Here is a 21,351-nt window from a genome sequence, read left to right as displayed (position 1 = left end):
CTCTCGACACAGCCCGCCCCTGGCGACGACCAAGCGAGCGAAAGGAGATCGAAATGACTGCGGCACAAAGAGTTTGGATATCTCCGCAAGTCCCGCGAGGACCCGCCCGACGACGGCATCGCCGAACCTGGAATGGTCGTGACGATCCGCTACAACGATACCGGCGATACCGAAACGTTTCTGCTTGGTGTGCGTGGCGCGGAGTACGGCGATATCGAGGTGTACTCCATCCAATCACCGCTTGGCGCTGCCGTTCTCGGCGCCCGGCCGGGCGCGCGGCGCACGTACAGATTGCCCAGCGGCGCGCAGCTGACCGTCACGCTCCTCAAAGCCGTGCCCTACGGCATCCACTCCGCGAGGCGAACTGAGTACCAGGACAACGGTTTTCAAGCCATGGAGAGCCACTAGGACGTCGACGCCGACTTGCCGATGTCTCCGCAAGCAATAGGTGCGACGAAGGGCGTCGGCGGGCTGTTCGACGGGATCTGAGCCGACGACCCGACTTGCACTTTGAGATACCACCCGCCCGAGGAAGGCGGCGGCTGGTCGACGTCTTGCACGACCGTGGTCTGGTAGACGGTGCCGTTGGGTGAGGCGACCAAATCGGTCAGTCGGTACTTCACCGCGCCCTGGGCCGCACACGTGCCCTGTCCGATGCTCTGGGCGTGGACGCTGGTTGGCGCCACGCCGCTCAGGGCCGTGGCCACGATCAACGTCTTGTTGCCCGCGTTGTACGTCAGGTTCGCCCAGCCCTCTGGCCGTTGGCCCACGGGCGCCAGGTTGAGATTGGCCGTCACGACCGCGGCGGTGATGTCCGCGCAGGCGAACGGCGCGGCGCTCGCGTCGGCGGAACCGGCGGGCTCCGCGCCTGCCACCGGGCGCACAGTGAACGTGGTGCCGGGAAGAAGCCCTGCCGGGGCAGGCTTCTCACCGATCACGGTGGTGCTGAGGGTTCCGCCGCTGTCGGCGCTCACGGGCGGAAACGAAACTGCCACGTCGCCGATCGCGGCGCAGGTGCCTTTGTGGATCTCCGCCGCGTAGATGCCCTTTGGCACGAAGCCGGCGATCTGCAGCTTGGCGGTGACGTTGCGGCTTTGCCGATCCCAGCTGAGCGCCGCCGTGCCGCTCGGCTGGTAGGTCAGGTTGACCTTGACGCGCGACGCTTCACCGGGCGCCATCGGCCGTGACGACTGCATCAGCCGAGGGTTGCAGCCCACAACGGATACGACGATCAGCGCTGCACCCGCGACGGCCCGTAGGACGCCCGACTTGCTCATGCTCACCATCATGGAACTGCGCACTCGACAGCCCCACTTGGGCTAGTGCCGGTCGATGAGATCACCAGCCACCCCCTTGTCCTGGGTGAACGGTAACTCGCGGTTGCGGGAAATGGTTCCCGGGCGGACCACACACGTCGATTACGTGATGGTGCAGTCATCCAGTTGATACGAAACACCCCCGCCCCCGGCGCCGTGACGCGATTGGGCGCGCAAAACATCCTCTGCGACCGTCAGCGCGCCGAAATCACAGTGCGTTCGCGCCTAATGTATGAGGATGACGGTCGGCGAGGTAGCCCAACTCTGGCGTTATCCGGTCAAGTCTCTCGGCGGGGAACAGGTCGAGCAAGCCGAGATCGGCGCTCGCGGAGTGCGAGGCGATCGGCTCTGGGCTGTGCGAGACCTGCAACGCGACATCACTGCGTCGGCGCGCCGCCTGCCCGCGCTGTTGACCGCCACGGCCCGCTATCCCCGCAAGGTTCCGGCCGACGCCGGCCCAGGCAACGTGCCCGACGTCGACATCACCTTCCCCGACGGTACGGTGCTGTCCAGCAGCGACTCCGAGGTGCACGCGAAGCTGTCGGAGTGGGCCGGCCGCGAGGTGCGGTTGACGGCACTGCCCCCGGCAGACGACACGAGCTTGCATCGGCTGCGCCGCGACCATCGGACGGACGGCCTGTCGGCTACTTCGCTGCGCTCGGACTTCGGCGTTGCCGACGGGGACAAGCTCCCGGACCTGTCGATGATTCCGATGGCCGACCTTCTCACCCTTGGCCGTTACTCCACGCCGCCGGGAACGTTCGTCGACCTGGCGCCGGTCCATGTGCTGTCGACGACGAGCTTGGCAACCATCGGCGCGGATGTCGGCGACGAACTCGACGTTCGCCGTTTCCGGCCCAATGTGTTTGTGGCCGTGGAGGATTCGGACGACGGACTCCCCGAGACGCAGTGGGTCGGGGCGCACCTCGTGTTCGGCGACGTCACCCTGAACGTTTCGATGCCGACGGTGCGCTGCGTCGTTCCCAGTCGCGCGCAACCGGGTCTGGACGTCAATCGGCAAGTCACCCGGGCAGTGGCGGCCAGAGCCCAGAGGTGCCTCGGTGTGTACTGCAGTGTCGAGCGCACCGGCACGGTCAGAGTTGGCGATCAATTCACCGTCCGCGCTGTCGCTTCGTCGCGGCCACGGCGATTGCTGAATGACGCCGCCCGGCGCACGAAGCGGTTGGCGTTCGGACTTGCGACGGCGGCTGCGGACCGGCTGTCCCGCTAGCAGCGGCTGCGATTCCTCCGCGCAAGCTCAATTGCCTCGACTTCAGGCTCCGTATGCCGTGTCGGCACCATACTGAGCCATTCTTGCTTGCAACCCCGACAGATCCCCCCTTTTTGCGCCCGTTCTTCGCAGGGAGGATCCCCTCCCGCCCCCCTGTCGACCGGTCGGTTAGCGGGTGCCGAATCTTGCGAGCGATAAGCCCCTATTTTTCGAGAGTCAGTTAGCAGAGGAGAAACATGCGTACACCTGCGGGTTTGCAGGCACAGGGTACTGCCCTGTGGAAGAAAATCACAGGTGAGTTCGACCTGGAAAACGAGCCAGACAGGCTTGAACTGCTGTTTCAGGCGTGCAAAACAGCCGATCAGATCGCCGAACTGGACGAGGCAGCCGCCGAGGCCCCGCTGACCGTGAAGGGCAGCATGGGACAGCCGGTGATCTCCCCGTTCATCGCAGAGGCCCGCGTCCAGCGCGGACTCCTGGCGCAGTTGCTCGGCCGGATGAACTTCGCGGAGGCCGAGGACTGATGTCCAGAGCTGGACGAAAGACGAAGCGACACAAACAGACTCAGGTCAGTAACAAGACCGATCTCCGGATGGTCGACTTCCTTCGTCGACGACTGACGAGCCGCGATCCGCGCTCGGACGCGGACTTCCTGCGAGACATGAGCGCCAAGCAAGCCGCAGGACAACTCGCCAACCCGGCGACCGCCGCCCTGCTCGACCACCTAGAAAGGGCCGTCAGATGAGCACCTACGCCACGGCCGCAGACATTGAGGCCGTCCACGGCAAGACATTGAGCACGGAGGACACGGCGCTCGTCACGCGCCGACTGGCTCAGGTTGAGCGCATAATTCTCCGCAGAGTCCCGGACCTCGCCGAGCGCATCGCCGCTGGCGAGCAGGACGAGGCAGACGTGATCGACATTAAGGGCGAGGCTGTGCTGAGGCTCATCCGCAACCCCGAGGGGTACGCCTCGGAGTCGGACGGCACCTACAGCTACCAGTTCAACCGCGAGACGGCTTCCGGCCGACTCGAGTTCCTGGCCTCGAAATGGGAGACGCTCGGCATCAAGCCGAGCCGCATGTTCTCCATCGCGCCGAACCTCGGAGGTGCGTCGTGAGCTTTCTCGACCGAGGAACCGAGACCGTGACCGCCTTCCCGGAGGTCGTCAGGACCGACTCGGACGGCAACACGATCACCGCACCCGGCACGGTCGGAGTCCTGTCCCGTGCGGTCGTGCAACCGCTGTCATCGACCGAGGACGGCGAGGGCACCACTTCGAAGTACCGACTGAGGATGATCGGCTACCCCGATCTGCTCGGCGCTCAGAGCGCCGTAGAGTGGAACGGCAAGCGGTACGCGATCGACGGGGAGCCGAGGATCTACAACGGCAGCCGCCGAACGGCTCACGTCGAGCACGTCATGGTGCGGAGGTAGGCCGCTCTTAGGCGTCTACCGGCCTCGTAAAGTCGACCAACTCCGCGATCTTGACGGCGATGACTTCCAGCGAGTCCACGCCGGTATCGAAACCGTTCCGCGAAGCCAGCAGGGGGCTGACCGCTCGAACTTCGTCGAAGGTGATGCCGTGCACTACGGGAACCAGGAGATTGCCCGCCAAGAGCGCGGAGAGTTCCTTGTCGGCAACTCCCTCGGCCTGAATGCGCGTCATCAACGCGGGGGTGACCATCACGAACCCGATACGTGAGTTCGCCAGACCTTTGTCGATCGCACGAAGGAACGGGACGCCTGGAAGGATGTCCTTCTCGCTGAACCAGACCGACACGCCCGCTGCCTCCAGCAGGTCGTGCAGTTCCTTCGCAACGCCCCGCCGGTCATCCCATGCGTGGCACAGGAACCCATCGCGGAGGTCGGGATAGGCGAGCGCACGCGCCTCGATCTGTTGACGTACCGGAGCGAGGGCCTGCACCTGCTGAGGGGTGTAGGTCACGGACGAGTTGCTCGGCGACCACCTCGGCCGCACCCGGCTGCCGGATGACCCCCCGGAACCGATACCGGCTCGCGGCTGGTACGCCGGTGCGGAGTAAGAGCGCCGCGGGTAAGTCGGCGTGGAGTAGGACGAACGACCGTACGAACGGCGTCCTCGGCATGCCGGACACCTCGCGGCCGCCGACGCTGACCGATGGCCCTCGACGGGTGCTGTGCACCTACTCATGTTCAGCTCCTACCGGCTAGTTCGACGTGATGATGATCGGGCGTTACCAATCTCACCAAACACTACACCTAGTGTCCGACATTCAAAAACACCACAACATGTTGTGTATGACATCTCTGAAATTCTGATCGGAGGGCGTGTCGCTGATGAGAAACGTCGCGGAATTGTGGTATACGCGCCCTGCTGTCAGCCAGCAGTGTCCGTACTGGCCCACTTTCGCCGCTCGACAGCGGCTCCCTCCCCCTCCGCCGGATCTCTTGAGGAGAACTGTCTAAGCAGCCGGATCGCTGAGACAGAACACCCCCGGCCATGAGGCCGGGGGTGCTCCATGTCAGTCACCTAGTGGTGGTGATGACCGTGGCCGTGGCCGTGGTCGTCGGCCTCCTCGGCCGGCTTTTCCACCACCGCCGTCTCGGTCGTCAGCACCATGCGTGCCACCGATGCCGCGTTGAGCACCGCCGAGCGTGTCACCTTGACCGGATCGACGACGCCTTCAGCAACCAAGTCGCCATAGGACAGCGTCGCGGCGTTGAAGCCTTGGCCCTTCGGCAGCTCCGCAACCTTGTTCACCACTACGGAGCCGTCCAGCCCGGCGTTCGTCGCGATCCAGTACAGCGGCGCAGACAGCGCGTCGGCGAACACGTCGACACCCAACGCCTGGTCACCTGACAGGCTCGACCGCAGCTCGTCGAGCGCGCCCCGCGACTGCACCAGTGCAGAGCCGCCACCGGCGACGATGCCCTCCTCGACGGCCGCCTTGGCCGCCGCGACCGCATCCTCGACGCTCTCCTTGCGCTCTTTGAGCGCGGTCTCGGTCGCGGCACCGACCTTGATCACCGCCACGCCGCCGGACAGCTTGGCCAACCGCTCTTGCAGCTTCTCGCGGTCCCAGTCGGAGTCGGTGGTCTCGATCTCGGACTTGAGCTGCTTGGCCCGCGCCTCGATGGCCTCTTGACTGCCCCCGCCGTCGACGATCGTCGTGGTGTCCTTGGTGACGACGATCCGCCGCGCGGTCCCCAGCACCTCCAGGCCGACCTCACGCAGCAGCAGGCCGACGTCGGGGTTGACCACCTGGCCGCCGGTCACGATCGCGAGGTCTTCGAGGAACGCCTTGCGGCGGTCGCCGAAGAACGGCGCCTTGACCGCGACGGCCTTGAGCGTCTTGCGGATCGCATTGACCACCAGCGTCGACAGCGCCTCGCCCTCGACGTCCTCGGCGATGATCAGCAGCGGCTTGCCGGCCTGCGCGACCTTCTCCAAAAGCGGCAGCAGGTCGGGCAGCGAGCTGATCTTCTCGCGGTGCAACAGCACGTAGGCGTCTTCCAGCACCGCTTCCATCGCGTCGAAGTCGGTGATGAAGTACGCCGACAAGAAGCCCTTGTCGAACTGCACGCCGTCGGTGATCTCCAACTCGGTGCTCATCGTCGAGGACTCCTCGACGGTGACGACGCCGTCGTGGCCGACCGTGGTCATCGCCTCGGCGACCATCTCGCCGATCTCCTCGTCGCGCGACGAGACCGTGGCCACCTGCGCGATCGCGTTCTTCTCGGTGACCGGAATAGCCGCCGCCAGCAGCGCCTCAGAGATCGCGTCGGCCGCCTTGCCGATGCCGGCGCCCAGCGCGATCGGGTTCGCACCCGCCGCGACCAGTCGCAAGCCGCCCTTCACCAGCGCCTGCGCCAGCACGGTCGCCGTCGTGGTGCCGTCGCCGGCGACGTCGTTGGTCTTGGTGGCCACTGACTTGACCAGCTGCGCGCCGAGGTTTTCGAACGGGTCTTCCAGGTCGATCTCACGGGCGATGGTCACGCCGTCGTTGGTGACCGTCGGCCCGCCGAACGCCTTGGCGAGCACCACGTGGCGGCCGCGCGGCCCGAGCGTCACCCGAACGGCGTCGGCGAGCTTGTCGACCCCGGATTCCATTGCCCGGCGCGCGGTTTCGCTGTACTCAATCTGTTTGCTCATCTGAGTTCCTGTCTAGCGCGCACCGCCCCGGTAATCCGCCGCGGTGTGCGGTGGATCGCCGGGGCGGACACGGGTGATTACTTGTTGACGACGGCCAGCACGTCGCGGGCCGACAGGATCAGGTACTCCTCGCCGTTGTACTTGATCTCGGTGCCGCCGTACTTGCTGTAGATCACGGTGTCACCTTCGGAGACGTCCAGCGGAATCCTCTTCTCGCCGTCCTCATCCCAGCGGCCGGGACCAACGGCGACGACGGTGCCTTCCTGCGGCTTCTCCTTCGCGGTGTCAGGAATGACCAGACCGGATGCGGTCGTGGTCTCGGCCTCGTTGGCCTGGACGAGGATCTTGTCCTCGAGTGGCTTGATGTTCACCTTCGCCACGATGTGAGCCCTCCACTTATCTGGGTGCGGCCCGGCTTGTTCCGGGCATTCGGCATTACAGGTTTCGGCATGCGCCACCGCCGTTGCGCCGTCGTCGCGGGTGCCGACCCAAAGAGCAGCGCGCCTGCCACCTAGCACTCTATACATGAGAGTGCTAGCACTCAAGCACGTCCTAGAACACTTGCGACGTGACCACCGGCAGCCCCGGATCGGCGGATGCGGTCAGCGCCGACGGGCGCGCCCCGGCGGCGATCAGATGCGCCGCCAGCGAAGCGATCATCGCACCGTTGTCCGTGCAGAGCCGCGGTCGCGGCACCCGAAGCACCAGTCCGGCTGCCGCACAACGCAACTCGGCGAGCTCACGCAGCCGCGAATTCGCCGCCACCCCACCGGCGATCAGCAACGTGCCGACGCCGAGGTCGGTCGCAGCACGCACCGCCTTCGCCGTCAGCACGTCGGCCACCGCCTCCTGAAAACCGGCGGCGACGTCGGCGGCCACGTAGCCGGGATTGCGGTGCAGATACCGCGCCACCGCGGTCTTGAGGCCCGAGAAGCTGAACGAGTACGGGTCGTCGCGCGGCCCGGTCATGCCGCGCGGAAATACCACCGCCTCCCTGTTCCCGGTGCGGGCCAGCTCGTCGAGCACCCGGCCGCCCGGATAACCCAGCCCCAACAGGCGGGCCACCTTGTCGTAAGCCTCACCCGCCGCGTCGTCGACGGTCGCCCCCAACTCGATCACCGGCTCCCCCAGCGACCGCAGATGCAGCAGGTTCGTGTGCCCGCCCGACACCAGCAGACCCACGCATTCCGGCAGCGGACCGTGCTCGTAGACGTCGGCGGCCAAGTGCCCCCCGAGGTGGTTGACCGCGTAGAAGGGCACATCCCACGCCGCGGCGTAGGCCTTCGCCGCCGCGACACCGACCAGAAGCGCGCCGGCCAGGCCGGGGCCGATCGTGGCGGCGACGGCGTCGGGCTTGTCGATTCCGGCCGACGCGAGTGCGCGGCGCATCGTCGGCCCGAGGGCTTCCAGGTGCGCGCGTGAGGCCACCTCGGGCACCACGCCGCCGAAGCGGGCGTGTTCGTCGACGCTCGAGGCCACCTCGTCGGCGAGCAGCCTCACCTCGCCGTGCAGGCCGACCTGCGCGATGCCGACGCCGGTCTCGTCGCAGGAGGTCTCGATGGCAAGAACGGTCGTCATCTCGGTTGTCCCCCTACTGAAGTCGCGTGACGATCCCTTTTCATGGTGTAGGCGTCCGCGCCGCTGACCCGGTAATAGCGTTTGCGCAGTCCGACTTCGACGAACCCGGCGCGGCGGTAGAGCTCGATGGCGCGGGTGTTGTCGGTGCGCACCTCCAGGTAGATGGCACCGCCGTGGGCGTAGTCGAGCAGCGCGTCGAGCAGCTGCCGACCGATGCCCTGCCCCTGAAAAGCCGGATCGACCCCGATGGTGTGGATCTCGTACTCGTACGGCGGCAGCAGGCCCAAGCGCGCTATACCGGCGTAGCCGACGAGTTTGTCGGCAGACCGCGCGGCGACGTAGCGGTTGTGCCGGCCCTTGAGCTCAGCGAGGAAAGCTGTTGCGGGCCAGGGGTCGTCGCCCTCGAACAGCTGGGCCTCCAACTCTGCGCAGCGGGCCGCGTCCGCGGGGGTCAGTTCGTCGATCGTCACCGTCATCGCGGCACCGCCGCTTCGCGTTCAGCCAGAGTCTTCGCGTCGGGCCGCCGAAGGTACAACGGCACCAGAGGTTGGGGTGGCGCGGTCAAATCGGCGACCGCGCGCACCAGCCCGACCGGCCTGGGATACGTCGCGTCGAGCCGCGGCAGCGGGAACAGCTCCGCGTGCTCCGGCGAGCCCGCCACCGCGGCAGCGCCCTGGTATGGCACGTCGGACGGCGCGCTCACCGCGGGACCTCGGGTGCGGACGCCGTCGCGGTAGCGCGCCCAGTACACCTCGCGCCGACGTGCATCGGTGACCACCAGAACGTCGCCCGTGGTGCAGACGCCCACAGCGTCGAGGCTGCAGACGCCGTGCACCGGGATGTCCAGCGCGTGTCCGAGCGCGGCAGCGGTCGCCATGCCGACCCTCAGGCCGGTGAACGGGCCCGGACCGCAGCCGACGACCACCGCGTCGAGGTCGCTCATAGACAGCGCTGAATCAGCAAGCGCCGCAAGGATATTGGGCGTCAGCGTCTCGGCATGCGCGCGCGCGTCGACGGTCACCCGCTCTGCCAGCAGACTTCCGTCCCGCACCACTCCGGCTGTCACCGCGGGGGTCGCGGTGTCTATTGCCAGCGCGATCATGGCTGACTCCACTGCCATGTCGCGGTCCGTACCTCGGAGTCGTCGTCGTAGTGAAGGCGGACGTCGAGGTGGCGGTCGGAGAGTCGTTCGGCCAGCCCTTCACCCCATTCGACGACGACGACCGTGTCGGCGAGGTCGGTGTCGAGATCGAGTGAGTCCAGTTCGGCGAGCAAGTCGGTGGCGTCTTCGAGCAGCCGGTACATGTCGACGTGCACCATCGCAGGCGCTCCCGCACGCCGGGCCGGATGCACACGCGCCAGCACGAACGTCGGCGAAATCACCGCACCGTCGACGTCCATCGCGTGCGCGATCCCCTTGGCCAGCACCGTCTTTCCGGCCCCTAATGGCCCGGAGAGCACCACCACGTCGCCGGCGCGCAACTCGGCCCCCAGCCGAGCACCCAGCTTGAACGTGTCCTCTGCGGTAGGCAGACGCTCCGAATCAGCCACTTCGGCGCACCTTTTCGCGCACCTTCCGGGCCAGCCTCACCAGCTTGGAGGGGGTGGCCCGCTCCACCAGCCGCACCAGCGCGTCGTCGATGACGTCCGGCTGCTCCAGCTGTACCAGGTGGCCGGCACCGGGCACCACCACCAGCTCACACTTCGGCAGGGCCGCCGCCATCTCGCGCGAATTACCCACTGGTGTCAGCAGATCGCGGTCGCCGCACGCGACCATCGTCGGGACCTTCGCGATCACGCTCAGGGCGGCTGCTTCGTCGTGCACTTCCAGCGCGTGCAGGAATTCGACCATGGTGTCGATCGGGGTGTCGTGGATCATCTTCTCCGAGAACGCCACCACGGCGGGACTGACCTGCTCGTCGCCGTAGGACGCAGCACGCAGGATGGGCCTGATCAGTGCCCGCGCCGAGCCACGGGCCCGCAGAACGAGTTTGGGCGAATAACGGGCAGCGAACCGCACGGCTTCCAGCGCCGGGTTCTTGAGGATCTCACCCAGCGGTGACCGCGACACCCCCTCGGCCGCCGAGGAGATCAACGCGACGCCGACCACCCGGGTGCCGTAGTGCTGCGGAAACTGCCGCGCGTGCGACAGCACCGTCATCCCACCCATGGAGTGGCCGACCAGCACGACGGGCCCGCTCGGAACCGTCACGCTCAGTACGGTTTCCAGGTCCCGGCCCAACTGCTCGACGGTGTAGGTTTCCACCGGCGCCCGCCCCGACTGACCGTGCCCGCGCTGGTCGTAGAACACCATGCGAACCTGATCGCCCCACTCCTGTTCGAGACGGGCTCGCTGGAAGTGAAAGGCGCCCATACACATACAGAAGCCGTGGGCGAAGACCACCGTCAGCGGTGCGTCGGGCGGTCCCACCTCTCGAACCGCAAGCGGCACCCCGTCGAGCGTGGTGACGACGCTGCCGCGGTCCGCGTCCAGCAGCGTGAAGTCCTCAGTGGCGTACGGATCGTCGACCGCAGGGTGCTTGCCCATCGAGCGAGCAGCGGACACCCCTGCGACGGCGCCGACGGCAGCCAGTCCGGTGACACCCGCCAGCCACCGTGCATCCTTGAAGCGTTTGCGCCGCGGCTGTTCTCCGCTTGCCAGGCGCGCGAGTTTTTCGGCGTTCTTCGCAGCCGTCTTCGCGAGCCGCTCGTCGAGGCTGCGCTTGGTGCGGCCCTGAGAAGCGTTGTCAGCCAACGTTTTCACCCTCACGGTAGACGCGGACGACGCGGCCACGCGGGCTGGTCACCACCTCATAGTGGATGGTGTCCAGCAGGTCGGCCCACTCCTGAGCGGTCGGCTCTCCCGACGTGCCCGGCCCGAACAGGATCGCGACGTCACCTTCCCGCACGCTGGTTTCCTCAGGACCCAGATCGACGACGAACTGGTCCATGCAGACTCGGCCGACGCTGCGTCGGCGCCGGCCGTTGATCAGCACGTCGAACCTGCCGCTGAGCCTGCGGTACACGCCGTCGGCGTAGCCGATCGGAATCAGCGCCAGCGTGGTGTCCCGCTCGGCGATCCACGTGTGCCCGTACGACACACCCTCTCCAGCGCGCACTGGCTTCACCAGTGCGACAGGGCATTTGAGCGTCATCGCCGGAATCAAACCCATCTGCCCGCGCTCGGGCAGTGGACTGAGCCCGTACACCGCGATGCCCGGCCGGATCATGTCGTAGGCCAGGTCGGGTCGCGACATCGCCGCCGGCGAGTTCGACAGGTGTGCGATCTCGTAGCGCACGCCGGCCGACCGCGCTTGCGCCAGCATGTCCGAGAAACGTTGCGCTTGAAGGTCATTGGTGGGGTGTTCGGGATCGTCGGCGTGGACCAGATGCGACATCAGCCCCCGCACCCGCACCGCCTCGTCGGCCTGCGCGCGCAGCAGCGCGTCGAGCATCGCCGGATACTCCGCGGCGCTCACCCCGTTGCGGTTGAGTCCAGTGTCGATCTTGACCGTCAGCGCCGCTGTGATTCGAGTGCGTTCGACGGCGTCGAGCAGCTCACGAAGCTGGCGCACCGATGAGACCGCGATCTGGACGTCGGCGGCCAGCGCCGGTGCGAAATCGGTGCCCGGGGCATGCAACCAGGCCAGGATCGGCGCGGTGATCCCGTCGGCGCGCAGGGCCAGCGCCTCGTCGATCGTGGCAACCCCCAGCTCGGCGGCACCCGCGGCCAGTGCTGCCCGGGCCACGGGGGTGGCGCCGTGGCCGTAGCCGTCGGCTTTCACCACGGCCATTACCTGAGCGGAGCCGGCGTGTTCACACAGGACGCGCACGTTGTTGGCGATCGCGTCGAGGTCGACGACGGCCTCGGGCGCTGGCGTCGACGTCGTGCTGGGCGGGATCGTGTGCATGCTGGCACCGATTGTCCCAGAACCCGGGGAGCGCACGGTCGACGCCGCGAGCGCGGGCTCAGGCTCAGTGCGCGAAGTGCTGCTGGTCGTCGAACTCGCCGCCGGGCTTCAGCTCGTCCATGTGGCCGATCACCTTCGCCAAATCTTCGTACAGCGAACGCGCCAGATCGGCCGAAAATCCTTCGCGGACCACGACGCGCAGCACTGACACGTTCTCGGCGCCTTCCGGCATGGTGTAGGCGGGTACCTGCCAGCCGTATGCCCGAAGCCCCGCGGAGACGTCGAACTCGGTGTACCCGAAGTCGCCCGACAGCCGGAACGCCACCACCGGAATTGCCGAGCCGTCGGAGATCACCTGGAAGTGCTTGGTTGCCTCCAGTCTGTCGGCGAACCACCGCGCCGTCGCCTGCAGAGCACCCATGACCTGCCCGTAGCCGCCGCGGCCCAGCCGCAGGAAGTTGTAATACTGCCCGACCACCTGGTTGCCCGGCCGGGAGAAGTTCAGCGTGAAGGTGGGCATGTCGCCGCCGAGGTAGTTGACCCGGAACACCAGGTCGTCGGGCAGGCAGTCGGCGTTGCGCCACACCACGAACCCGATTCCCGGGTAGGTCAGCCCGTACTTGTGGCCGCTGACGTTGATCGAGACCACCCGGGGCAGCCGGAAATCCCATTCGAGATCGGGGTGCAGGAACGGGACGACGAAGCCGCCACTGGCCGCGTCGACGTGCACCGGCACATCGTGACCGCCGCCCTTTGCCAGGTCGTCCAGCGCCGCGCAGATCTCGGCGATCGGCTCCAATTCGCCGGTGTAGGTGGTCCCCAGGATCGCGACCACGCCGATGGTCTCCTCGTCGACGGCCTCGAGCACCTGCTCAGGCGTAATGGTGTAGCGGCCCTCAGCCATCGGTAGGTACCGCGGCTCGACCTCGAAGTAGCGGCAGAACTTCTCCCACACCACCTGCACGTTGGAGCCCATCACCAGATTCGGGGTGCGCGTGCGCCAACCGTCTCCCGCGCGCTGTTTCCACCGCCATTTCAGCGCAAGGCCGCCGAGCATCACCGCCTCGCTCGAGCCGATCGTCGACACGCCGACCGCGCTGAACGGGTCGTCGTCGCGCAGGTTCTCGGCATGGAACAGGTCGGCGACCATACACACGCAGCGCTGCTCGATCGCCGCGGTCGCCGGGTATTCGTCCTTGTCGATCATGTTCTTGTCGAAGGTCTCGGCCATCAGCTTCTCGGCCTGCGGGTCCATCCACGTCGTGACGAACGTCGCCAGATTCAGCCGCGAACTGCCGTCGAGCATCAGCTCGTCGTGGATGAACCGGTACGCCGCTTCGGGATCCATCGGGTCGTCCGGCAGGCGCAACGACGGGATCGGCGAGCATGCCAGCCGACCAGTGTAAGCCGGGGCAATCGACGGCGAGGGGTGCGAAACACGCGGCACGGCAAAACCTTTCGTTACAGGGCGGCGACGGCTGAGCGGATGTGGGCCAGGATGCGCGACGCCGACGTGGGCGCCGGCGCCGGGCCCGGGTCGGCGGCCGAGAGGTTCGCAGCGCGGGCGTGGACGAACGCGGCCGCGGCGGCGGCCTCGGCGGCGGGCAGTCCGTGGGCCAGCAGCGCACCGATCATCCCCGACAACACGTCGCCGGAGCCTGCGGTGGCCGCCCATGCCGCGCCCGCCGGGTTGAGGTAGACCCGGCCGCCCGGCTCGGCGATCACGGTGACGTAGCCCTTCAGCAGCACGGTGGCGCCGAACCGCTCCGCGAGCCGGCGGGTCGCGCCGACCCGGTCGTCGCCGGGGGGTTCGCCTGCGAGGCGGGCGAATTCGCCGGCGTGAGGGGTGAGGACGGTCGGCGCCTTGCGATTCGTGACGGCCTCGGGGTGGTCGGCCAGGATCGTCAGCGCATCGGCGTCGACGATCACGGGCAGCTCCGTGTTCAGCGCGAACCACAGCGCACCGGCGCCGGCGTCACCGGTGCCGATGCCCGGCCCGACCACCCACGCCTGCACCCGGCCGGCAGCTTCGGCGGTGGCTGTGGCGATCACCTCCGGCCAGTGCGAAAGCACTTGTGCTGCAGCACTTCCCGCGTACCGAACCATTCCCGACGTGGCAGCGACGGCAGCGCCCGTGCACAGCACGGCGGCACCGGGATACGTGGCGGACCCCGCGAGAATGCCGGTGACGCCCTGGCTGTACTTGTCGTCGTTGCGGTGCGGCACCGGCCAGCGTGTCCGCGCGTCGTCGGCCTCGAAGCCGAGTACGTCCGTCGGCGGCAGATCCAGCCCGATGTCGACGAGTTCGACGCGCCCGCAATCGCCCAGAGCGTGCACGGGTTTGAGTCCGCCGAACGTGACGGTCAGCGCGGCGTGGACGTGCGGGCCGCTTGTTGCGCCGGTGTGGACGTCGACGCCGCTGGGGATGTCGACGGCCACCACGGGGATGCCGGCGTCGTCGACCGCGGCGAACACCTCGGCGGCCGCCGGCCGCAGCGGCCCGGAGCCGGAGATGCCGACAACCCCGTCGATCACGAGATCGGCTGCGGCGGGCACAGATTCGACGATGCGGCCGCCGGCTCGCAGGAAGGCCGCTAACCCCTTCTTGTGCGCCTTTTCGGGATTGAGCAGCACCGCCGCGGCCCTTACTCCCCGGCGGAGCAGAAACGTCGACGCCCACAGCGCGTCGCCGCCGTTGTCACCTGAGCCGACGACCGCGCAGATCCGCCGCCCCGCGACACCGGCGGTGCGGGCTCTCAGTTCACGCGCGACCGCCACCGACAGCGGATAGGCGGCGCGGCGCATCAGCGCACCCTCGGGCAGGCTGGCCAGCAACGGGGCCTCGGCGGCGCGGATCGCCTCGACGGTGTAGTAGTGCCGCATCAGCTCCCGTTCTAGTCGATCAGCTCACGCCGGACGCCCGAGTGTGCAGTTTCGTACGGTCGCCTCGGCGTGTCGCGTACAAAACCGCACAGTCGGCGCAACGGAGTGCCGGCTATTCGACGGTGACGGACTTGGCCAGATTCCGCGGCTTGTCCACGTCGTAGCCACGGGCCTGCGCCACCGACGCGGCGAACACCTGCAGCGGGATCGTGGACAGCAGTGGCTGGTAAAGCGTTGAGACAGCTGGTATTTCGAACAGGTGGTCAGCGTAGGGCCGCACCGTATCGTCGCCCTCCTCCGCGATGACGATCGTGATCGCACCGCGCGCCTGGATCTCGCGGATGTTGCTCAGCAGCTTGGCGTGCAGCTGCGCCGAGCCCTTCGGCGACGGCATCACGACGATCACCGGCAGACCGTCCTCAATCAGCGCGATCGGTCCGTGCTTCAGCTCGCCGGCCGCAAAGCCCTCGGCGTGCATGTACGCCAGCTCCTTGAGCTTCAGCGCTCCTTCCAGCGCCACTGGGTAGCCGACGTGGCGGCCGAGGAACAGCACCGTCGGCGACGACGCGAACCGGCGTGCGACGTCGGCGAACGGTTCGACACCGGCAAGCACCCGCGACACCAGCTCGGGCATCGCCTCGAGTTCGTGGTACTCGCGTGCCACTTCGTCGGCGTACTTGGTGCCGCGCGCCTGGGCCAGCGCCAAGCCGACCAGGTAGTTCGCCGCGATCTGGGCCAGGAACGTCTTGGTGGACGCCACCCCGATCTCCGGTCCGGCGCGGGTGTAGAGCACCGCATCGCACTCGCGCGGGATCTGGCTGCCGTTGGTGTTGCAGACCGCCAGCACCTTGGCCTTCTGCTCTTTGGCGTGCCGCACCGCCTCCAGCGTGTCGGCGGTCTCCCCGGATTGCGAGATCGCGACGACCAGCGTGCTGCGGTCCAGCACCGGGTCGCGGTAGCGGAATTCGCTGGCCAGCTCCACTTCCACCGGCAGGCGCGTCCAGTGTTCGATCGCGTACTTGGCCAGCAGCCCGGAGTGGTAGGCGGTGCCGCACGCGACGACGAACACCTTGTCGACCTCGCGCAGCTCCTGGTCGCTCAACCGCTGCTCGTCGAGCACGATGTGCCCGTCGACGAAGTGCCCGAGCAGCGTGTCGGCCACCGCGGCGGGTTGCTCGGCGATCTCCTTGAGCATGAAGAACTCATAGCCGCCCTTCTCGGCAGCCGACAGGTCCCAGTCGATGTGAAAATCGCGGTAGCCGCCCACGTCCTCGCCGGCAAAATCCGTGACGCGGTATCCGTCGGCAGTGATCACCACCGCCTGGTCCTGGCCGAGTTCGACGGCGTGGCGGGTGTATTCGATGAACGCGGCGACGTCGGAGCCGATGAACATCTCGCCGTCACCGATGCCGAGCACCAACGGCGTGGACCGGCGTGCGGCGACGATCGTGCCGGGCTCGTCGGCGTTGGCGAACACCAGCGTGAAATGGCCTTCGAGGCGGCGCAGCACGGCCAGCACCGACGCGACGAAATCGCCTGCGGTGTCGCCGAAGTGGTACTGCCGCGACACCAGGTGCACCGCGACCTCTGTGTCGGTGTCGCTGGCGAATTCGACGCCGGCGCCTTCCAGCTCCCGGCGAAGCGTCGCGAAGTTCTCGATGATCCCGTTGTGGACGACCGCGATTTTGCCGGTGGCGTCGACGTGCGGGTGGGCGTTGCGGTCGGTGGGCCGGCCGTGCGTGGCCCAGCGGGTGTGGCCCAGGCCGGCGTGTCCGCGCAATGCGACCGGGTCGGTGCAATCCAGCGCCTCGCCCAGGTTGGCGAGCCGACCCGCGCGCCGGTGCACGGCCATGCCGCCGTTGCCGTCGAGGATCGCGATGCCGGCCGAGTCGTAGCCGCGGTACTCCATGCGGTGCAGTGCCTGCACGACGACCTCGCAGGCAGGACGCTGCCCGACGTAGCCGACGATCCCGCACATAGGTGACCAGGGTAGTGGAACCGTGGGGTCCGGCGGGGTCCGCTACCGTTCACCCATGGCCCGGACCCGCAAACTCTTCAGCGCGCTGACCCGCCGCGGCCCCCATCGGGTTCTGCGCGGTGACCTGGCGTTTGCCGGGCTGCCGGGGATCGTCTACACGCCTGAGTCGGGCTTCAATTTGCCTGCGGTGGTGTTCGGACACGACTGGCTCACATCCGCCGACCGCTACCACGGCACGCTGGAGCATCTGGCGTCCTGGGGAATCGTCGCTGCGGCGCCCGCCACCGAGCGCGGGGTGGCGCCGTCGGCACTGAACTTCGCCTACGACCTGCGCACAGCGCTGGACATCGTCGCAGGCGTGCGCCTCGGCGCCGGCAAGATCAGCGTGCATCCCAACAAGCTCGGGCTGGTCGGGCATGGTTTCGGCGGGTCGGCCGCAGTGCTGGCCTCCGCCGGCCGCTCGCAGGAATCGCGTTTCACACCCAAGGCGCTCGCCGCGTTGTTCCCGACGGTCACCCGGCCGGCCGCCGAGCAGGTGGCCAAGAGTTTGACGATCCCGGGGCTGGTGCTCACCGCACCTGGGGATCCGCAGACCCTGCGGTCCAACGCCGCGGAGCTGGCCCGCGCCTGGGACGGCGCGGTGCTGCGGATCGTCAAGAAGGCCAAGCCGGGCGGGCTGATCGAAGGGCGGCGGCTGGCGCGCGTGGTGGGGCTGCCGGCCGCCAACCGCAGCACGCAGAAGGTGGTGCGCGCGTTGCTGACCGGATATCTGCTGCACGTGGTGGCGGGCGACAAGACGTACCGCGAGTTCGCCGACCCCGACGTGGTGCTGCCGAAGACCCAGCCTGTCGACCCCCAGGCCGATCCGGTGGAGATCGAGGACAAGGTCGTCGCGCTGCTCAAGCCCTAGCACCGAAGGTCGGCGCGCTGCAGCGCCGTTGCCGGTCGGCGGGTTTGAGGATCCGGCCGTCGCGCGTGTCGGCTCTCGGCGTTTCTGCTGGTCGCTCGAGGTGGCTGATGGTGTCGGCGTATTCGGCGAGGATGTCGGCCAGTCGGCCGTTGACGTCGGTCACTGCCCGGCCTGCGGCAGCTCGTCGGCGGCGATTTCACACGGTGTGGCAGTGCCGGGCGCCGGAGCCGGCGGTTGCGGCGGTTCCGGCGCTGGCGGTTCGGGCGCTGGCGGCAGTGGTTCCGCGGGCGGCAACGGCTCCGGCGAAGCAGGCGGTGGTGACTCCCCCGGCGGCGTTCCTTCCGGCGGCGGCTCCCCCGGCGCTGTTTCCTCCGTGCTGTCCGCTGTCGGCTCCAGATTCCCATCCTCATCGTCTTCGGTTGCGCTGCAAGGGTTTTCGTCGTCCACGCCCTCGTCGGGGGGTGGCGTGTCGTCCGGCTTCTGGTCTTCGGTGTCGTCGGAGCCCTGGTCGTCGGTCTCCGGCGCGTCGTCGAGCGCCGGTAGATCCGACAGCCCCGCATCGTCCGCCGATGGCAGGAGCCCGCCGAGAACATCGGCGAAGCGCTGACCGAGTCCGTCGAGGCCCGGCGCGGCCAACGGTGCCGTCGTCGGCGACGCTGTCGGGGTTGGCGCCGCTGGAGTTTCCGCCGGCATGGCGCCCGGCATGGCGCCCGGCATTGTGGCCGGCATTGTGGCCGGCATGCTCGCGGGCATCACGGCTGACGGCGGATACGACGGCGCGGAGGCCGGATACGACGGCGCCGGATACGACGCTGCCGGCGGTGGTCCCGGCGCGGCTGGCGGCGCCTGCGCCGACTGGGTGGTGGGTGCGGCATCGCCGGCGTGCATGTCGTCGGTCCTTGAATCCGCCGGCGGCGGCGTCGGATCCGGCTGCGGCCCCAAATCGCCCGGCACGTCGAACCGCACGGGCGCCGCGGACGTCAACCCGGAGATCGCGGCGTCGTAGCTGCTGTCGACGGATGCCATCGCCGTTCGCACCGCTGTCAACCAGTCGACACGAATGTCGTTGTCCACGAAAGGTTTCACCTGTCGGTCGAGCAGTTCACTGGCTGCCGCGCGGTCACCGACACCGGTGATCACGGTCTGCGCGGCGGCCAGCCAGGCCGGCCGGTCGCCGCTGCGGCGCTCGTCGATCGCACTCACCGCAGCCACCTTGGAATCCACCAGCTTCCACAGCGTGTCCCGTAGGCCCCCGAGGGCATCCGCCGCCGTGCGCGCCAGGGCTGCGACGCTGTCGGCCGCGTCGCAATGCCCGCGCACGAAGTCCTGCGCCGACGCAGCACCGGCTCCCTGCCATGCCGCCGGGAGCCGACCTAATTGGTCGCGTTGCCGTCGCAATGCGCCCTCGGCGGTTGTCGCCACCTCCTGCAACGCCGACCGGTCGGCGTCGAGCACCCGCAGATCCATGCCGTCCTCACTGGCGAACCAGTCGCGGATCTGCGCCGGATGCAAAGTCAGGTCGGGGTTCTAATAGTCCAGGAGGTGGCATGCCCACACGTACGTCTGGGTGTCGTCCACAGCTTGGCGTGCTTCCGCCAGCCTGGCGGCGACGTCGAATTCGGCGCCCATGGCTAGCCAAACCGGGCAGCGCTGTGCTGGTCGGCGCTTAGATAGCGGTCGGCACTCGCGCGCAACGCAGCCGCGATCTCCGACGACGCACGCGCCCATTCGGTCAGCCCGTCCGCCACCGGGTCGAGCGACGCGCGCAGTGCGTCACCGCGGGCGGCATGCATACGGCCCGCGGTGGCACCACCGAAACTCAACCGCCACAGGTGCGTTCGCACCGCCGCCTGCACGTCGTCGGCCGTCGCGTCGAATTCCGCTGCGATGTCACGCACCGCGTCCGCGTCGACCCGCGCGCTGTTTGATCCCATACCGGCTACGACGCGCGGCAGGGCAAGGCGGTTCCGGCTACTTCTGCTCGCTGACGCAGTTGGCCACGCGAATCGCAACCTGCTTGGCGGTGTCTTCGTCGGGAGCTTCCACCATCACGCGCACGAGCTGCTCGGTTCCGCTGGGGCGCAACAGGATTCGTCCGGTGTCACCGAGCTCGGCTTCTGCGTCGGCGACGGCCGCCTGCACGGACGGCGCTGCCGCCACGGTGGTCTTGTCGGCGACCTCGACGTTGATCAGCACCTGCGGCAGCGTGTGCATGCTCGAGGCCAGTTCGCGCAGCGGCCGGCCGGTTTGCGCCATCCGCGACATCAGCCGAAGACCGGTCACGATCCCGTCGCCGGTGGTCGCCAGCGCGGGCATCACGATGTGACCCGACTGCTCGCCGCCCAGCGCATAGCCGCCGGCGCGCAGTTCCTCGAGGACGTAGCGATCGCCGACGGCCGTGGTGCGGACCTCGATTCCGGCCGCCCGCATCGCCAGGTGCAGGCCCATGTTGCTCATCACCGTCGCCACCAACGTGTCGGAGGTCAGTTCACCGGCCTCGCGCATCGCCAGCGCGAGGATCGCCATGATCGCGTCCCCGTCGACCGCGTCGCCGTGCGCGTCGACGGCCAGGCACCGGTCGGCGTCACCGTCGTGGGCCAGCCCCAAGTCGGCCCCATGGCGCAGGACAGCGGCCCGCAGCGCATCGATGTGGGTGGACCCGCAGCCGTCGTTGATGTTCAGCCCGTTGGGCGCGGCGTTGATCGCGAGGACGCGTGCCCCGGCGGCCTGGTATGCGCGAGGCGCTGCTGTCGAGGCAGCTCCGTGAGCGCAGTCGACGACCACGGTCAGCCCGTCGAGCCGGGTGGTGACAGCCTTGCCGACGTGGCGCAGGTACCGCTCGAGCGCGTCTTCGGCGTCGACGACCCGTCCGATGGCGGCGCCGACCGGCCGCTCGGCAGGGTTGGTGGAGACCAGGCGCTCGATGTCGTCTTCGGTGGCGTCGTCGAGCTTGTGGCCGCCCGGCCCGAAGATCTTGATGCCGTTGTCAGGCATGGGGTTGTGCGACGCGGAGATCATCACACCGAACTCGGCGTCATAGGCGCTGGTGAGATAAGCCACCGCAGGCGTGGGCAGCACGCCGACGCGCAGCGCGTCGACGCCCTCGCTGGTGATGCCGGCGATCACCGCGGCCTCGAGCATCTCGCCGCTGGCTCGCGGATCGCGGCCGATGACCGCGATGCGGCGGCCGTTGCGCGAGGCGACGCCCAGCCGGCGCGCGGCCGCGGATCCGATGGCCAAGGCAAGCTCGGCGGTCAGCTCGCGGTTGGCCACGCCGCGGACACCGTCGGTGCCGAAGAGTCGCGCCATGCGCACAAACTTCTCATAGTCGGCCGGGGAAGACACAAACAATGAGGTCGTCAGCCATGTTGCCGCCCGATCGCGACCCCGGCGATACCCCTGACAGCACT

22 protein-coding genes and 1 pseudogene are annotated in these 21,351 nt (G+C 68.2%); 6 read left to right on the top strand and 17 right to left on the bottom strand.

The window, feature by feature from the left end; genetic code table 11:
- Positions 1-96 precede the first annotated feature (96 nt).
- Positions 97-408, top strand: a pseudogene (locus AC5Y39_RS13630) (GreA/GreB family elongation factor); the annotation flags it as partial.
- Here AC5Y39_RS13630 and AC5Y39_RS13625 read toward each other — a convergent pair.
- Positions 405-1,277 carry a hypothetical protein gene (locus AC5Y39_RS13625; RefSeq protein WP_500017894.1) on the bottom strand — a complete coding sequence of 291 codons (873 nt, stop codon included), beginning with the start codon at positions 1,275-1,277 and terminating at the stop codon, positions 405-407. The pseudogene AC5Y39_RS13630 and the gene AC5Y39_RS13625 sit on opposite strands and share 4 nt — an antisense overlap.
- A gap of 277 nt (positions 1,278-1,554) precedes the next feature.
- On the opposite strand from AC5Y39_RS13625, the gene AC5Y39_RS13620 reads away from it, so the two are divergent.
- The 4 genes from AC5Y39_RS13620 (at position 1,555) to AC5Y39_RS13605 (ending at position 3,983) form a co-directional block, all read left to right on the top strand.
- A complete protein-coding gene (locus tag AC5Y39_RS13620; RefSeq protein ID WP_500017892.1) occupies positions 1,555-2,547 on the top strand; it encodes an MOSC domain-containing protein in 993 nt (330 codons plus the stop codon).
- A gap of 236 nt (positions 2,548-2,783) precedes the next feature.
- Positions 2,784-3,071: a hypothetical protein gene (locus AC5Y39_RS13615; protein ID WP_500017890.1), complete on the top strand. Its 288-nt coding sequence runs from the start codon at positions 2,784-2,786 to the stop codon at positions 3,069-3,071.
- A gap of 217 nt (positions 3,072-3,288) precedes the next feature.
- On the top strand, positions 3,289-3,666 hold the full coding sequence (locus AC5Y39_RS13610) for a Gp19/Gp15/Gp42 family protein (RefSeq protein ID WP_500017888.1): 378 nt from the start codon (positions 3,289-3,291) through the stop codon (positions 3,664-3,666).
- Complete coding sequence (locus AC5Y39_RS13605; protein ID WP_500017886.1) at positions 3,663-3,983, top strand: hypothetical protein; 321 nt, start codon at positions 3,663-3,665, stop codon at positions 3,981-3,983. Before AC5Y39_RS13610 ends, AC5Y39_RS13605 begins: the two co-directional genes overlap by 4 nt.
- A gap of 7 nt (positions 3,984-3,990) precedes the next feature.
- Here the strand turns inward: AC5Y39_RS13605 and AC5Y39_RS13600 are convergent, their stop codons facing one another.
- From AC5Y39_RS13600 to glmS, 12 genes are all read right to left on the bottom strand, one after another.
- Positions 3,991-4,494, bottom strand: a complete 504-nt coding sequence (locus AC5Y39_RS13600; protein WP_500017884.1) for a toll/interleukin-1 receptor domain-containing protein — start codon at positions 4,492-4,494, stop codon at positions 3,991-3,993.
- A 564-nt stretch (positions 4,495-5,058) separates the two neighbouring features.
- Complete coding sequence (gene groL, locus AC5Y39_RS13595) at positions 5,059-6,681, bottom strand: chaperonin GroEL (protein ID WP_500017882.1); 1,623 nt, start codon at positions 6,679-6,681, stop codon at positions 5,059-5,061.
- A gap of 77 nt (positions 6,682-6,758) precedes the next feature.
- Positions 6,759-7,061 (bottom strand): co-chaperone GroES, encoded by a 303-nt coding sequence (gene groES, locus AC5Y39_RS13590; RefSeq protein ID WP_156687331.1) that lies wholly within the window; start codon positions 7,059-7,061, stop codon positions 6,759-6,761.
- A 172-nt stretch (positions 7,062-7,233) separates the two neighbouring features.
- Entirely contained in the window at positions 7,234-8,259 is a 1,026-nt protein-coding gene (gene tsaD / locus AC5Y39_RS13585; RefSeq protein ID WP_500017880.1) for a tRNA (adenosine(37)-N6)-threonylcarbamoyltransferase complex transferase subunit TsaD, read from the bottom strand.
- The gene (gene rimI, locus AC5Y39_RS13580; protein ID WP_500017878.1) at positions 8,256-8,735 is read right to left on the bottom strand and encodes a ribosomal protein S18-alanine N-acetyltransferase; all 480 of its coding nucleotides are present in this window, start codon (positions 8,733-8,735) and stop codon (positions 8,256-8,258) included. Before rimI ends, tsaD begins: the two co-directional genes overlap by 4 nt.
- The gene (gene tsaB, locus AC5Y39_RS13575) at positions 8,732-9,379 is read right to left on the bottom strand and encodes a tRNA (adenosine(37)-N6)-threonylcarbamoyltransferase complex dimerization subunit type 1 TsaB (RefSeq protein WP_500017876.1); all 648 of its coding nucleotides are present in this window, start codon (positions 9,377-9,379) and stop codon (positions 8,732-8,734) included. Before tsaB ends, rimI begins: the two co-directional genes overlap by 4 nt.
- Positions 9,358-9,810 carry a tRNA (adenosine(37)-N6)-threonylcarbamoyltransferase complex ATPase subunit type 1 TsaE gene (gene tsaE, locus AC5Y39_RS13570; RefSeq protein ID WP_500017874.1) on the bottom strand — a complete coding sequence of 151 codons (453 nt, stop codon included), beginning with the start codon at positions 9,808-9,810 and terminating at the stop codon, positions 9,358-9,360. The genes tsaB and tsaE overlap by 22 nt, the downstream gene beginning before the upstream one ends.
- A complete protein-coding gene (locus tag AC5Y39_RS13565; RefSeq protein WP_500017970.1) occupies positions 9,803-10,807 on the bottom strand; it encodes an alpha/beta fold hydrolase in 1,005 nt (334 codons plus the stop codon). Before AC5Y39_RS13565 ends, tsaE begins: the two co-directional genes overlap by 8 nt.
- A 199-nt stretch (positions 10,808-11,006) precedes the next feature.
- Positions 11,007-12,170: an alanine racemase gene (gene alr / locus AC5Y39_RS13560; protein ID WP_500017872.1), complete on the bottom strand. Its 1,164-nt coding sequence runs from the start codon at positions 12,168-12,170 to the stop codon at positions 11,007-11,009.
- A gap of 64 nt (positions 12,171-12,234) precedes the next feature.
- The gene (gad, locus tag AC5Y39_RS13555) at positions 12,235-13,617 is read right to left on the bottom strand and encodes a glutamate decarboxylase (RefSeq protein WP_500017870.1); all 1,383 of its coding nucleotides are present in this window, start codon (positions 13,615-13,617) and stop codon (positions 12,235-12,237) included.
- A gap of 14 nt (positions 13,618-13,631) precedes the next feature.
- On the bottom strand, positions 13,632-15,053 hold the full coding sequence (locus AC5Y39_RS13550) for an NAD(P)H-hydrate dehydratase (RefSeq protein WP_500017868.1): 1,422 nt from the start codon (positions 15,051-15,053) through the stop codon (positions 13,632-13,634).
- A 112-nt stretch (positions 15,054-15,165) separates the two neighbouring features.
- Positions 15,166-17,031 (bottom strand): glutamine--fructose-6-phosphate transaminase (isomerizing), encoded by a 1,866-nt coding sequence (glmS, locus tag AC5Y39_RS13545; RefSeq protein WP_500017866.1) that lies wholly within the window; start codon positions 17,029-17,031, stop codon positions 15,166-15,168.
- Between the two features lie 55 nt (positions 17,032-17,086).
- On the opposite strand from glmS, the gene AC5Y39_RS13540 reads away from it, so the two are divergent.
- Entirely contained in the window at positions 17,087-17,941 is an 855-nt protein-coding gene (locus tag AC5Y39_RS13540; protein WP_500017864.1) for a dienelactone hydrolase family protein, read from the top strand.
- Here AC5Y39_RS13540 and AC5Y39_RS13535 read toward each other — a convergent pair.
- From AC5Y39_RS13535 to glmM, 4 genes are all read right to left on the bottom strand, one after another.
- Positions 17,931-18,104: a hypothetical protein gene (locus tag AC5Y39_RS13535; RefSeq protein ID WP_500017862.1), complete on the bottom strand. Its 174-nt coding sequence runs from the start codon at positions 18,102-18,104 to the stop codon at positions 17,931-17,933. The two genes, AC5Y39_RS13540 and AC5Y39_RS13535, sit on opposite strands and share 11 nt — an antisense overlap.
- Positions 18,101-19,453, bottom strand: coding sequence for a hypothetical protein (locus AC5Y39_RS13530; protein WP_500048228.1), 1,353 nt, complete (start codon positions 19,451-19,453; stop codon positions 18,101-18,103). The genes AC5Y39_RS13535 and AC5Y39_RS13530 overlap by 4 nt, the downstream gene beginning before the upstream one ends.
- Positions 19,454-19,572: 119 nt before the next feature.
- The gene (locus AC5Y39_RS13525) at positions 19,573-19,875 is read right to left on the bottom strand and encodes a type VII secretion target (RefSeq protein ID WP_500017858.1); all 303 of its coding nucleotides are present in this window, start codon (positions 19,873-19,875) and stop codon (positions 19,573-19,575) included.
- A gap of 37 nt (positions 19,876-19,912) precedes the next feature.
- Complete coding sequence (gene glmM / locus AC5Y39_RS13520) at positions 19,913-21,250, bottom strand: phosphoglucosamine mutase (protein ID WP_500017856.1); 1,338 nt, start codon at positions 21,248-21,250, stop codon at positions 19,913-19,915.
- Between the last annotated feature and the right edge of the window lie 101 nt (positions 21,251-21,351).

The organism is Mycobacterium sp. NGS39 (genome assembly GCF_059812765.1).
The sequence above is the reverse complement of the archived record's forward strand: the minus strand, read 5'-3'. Positions and strand labels throughout refer to the sequence as shown.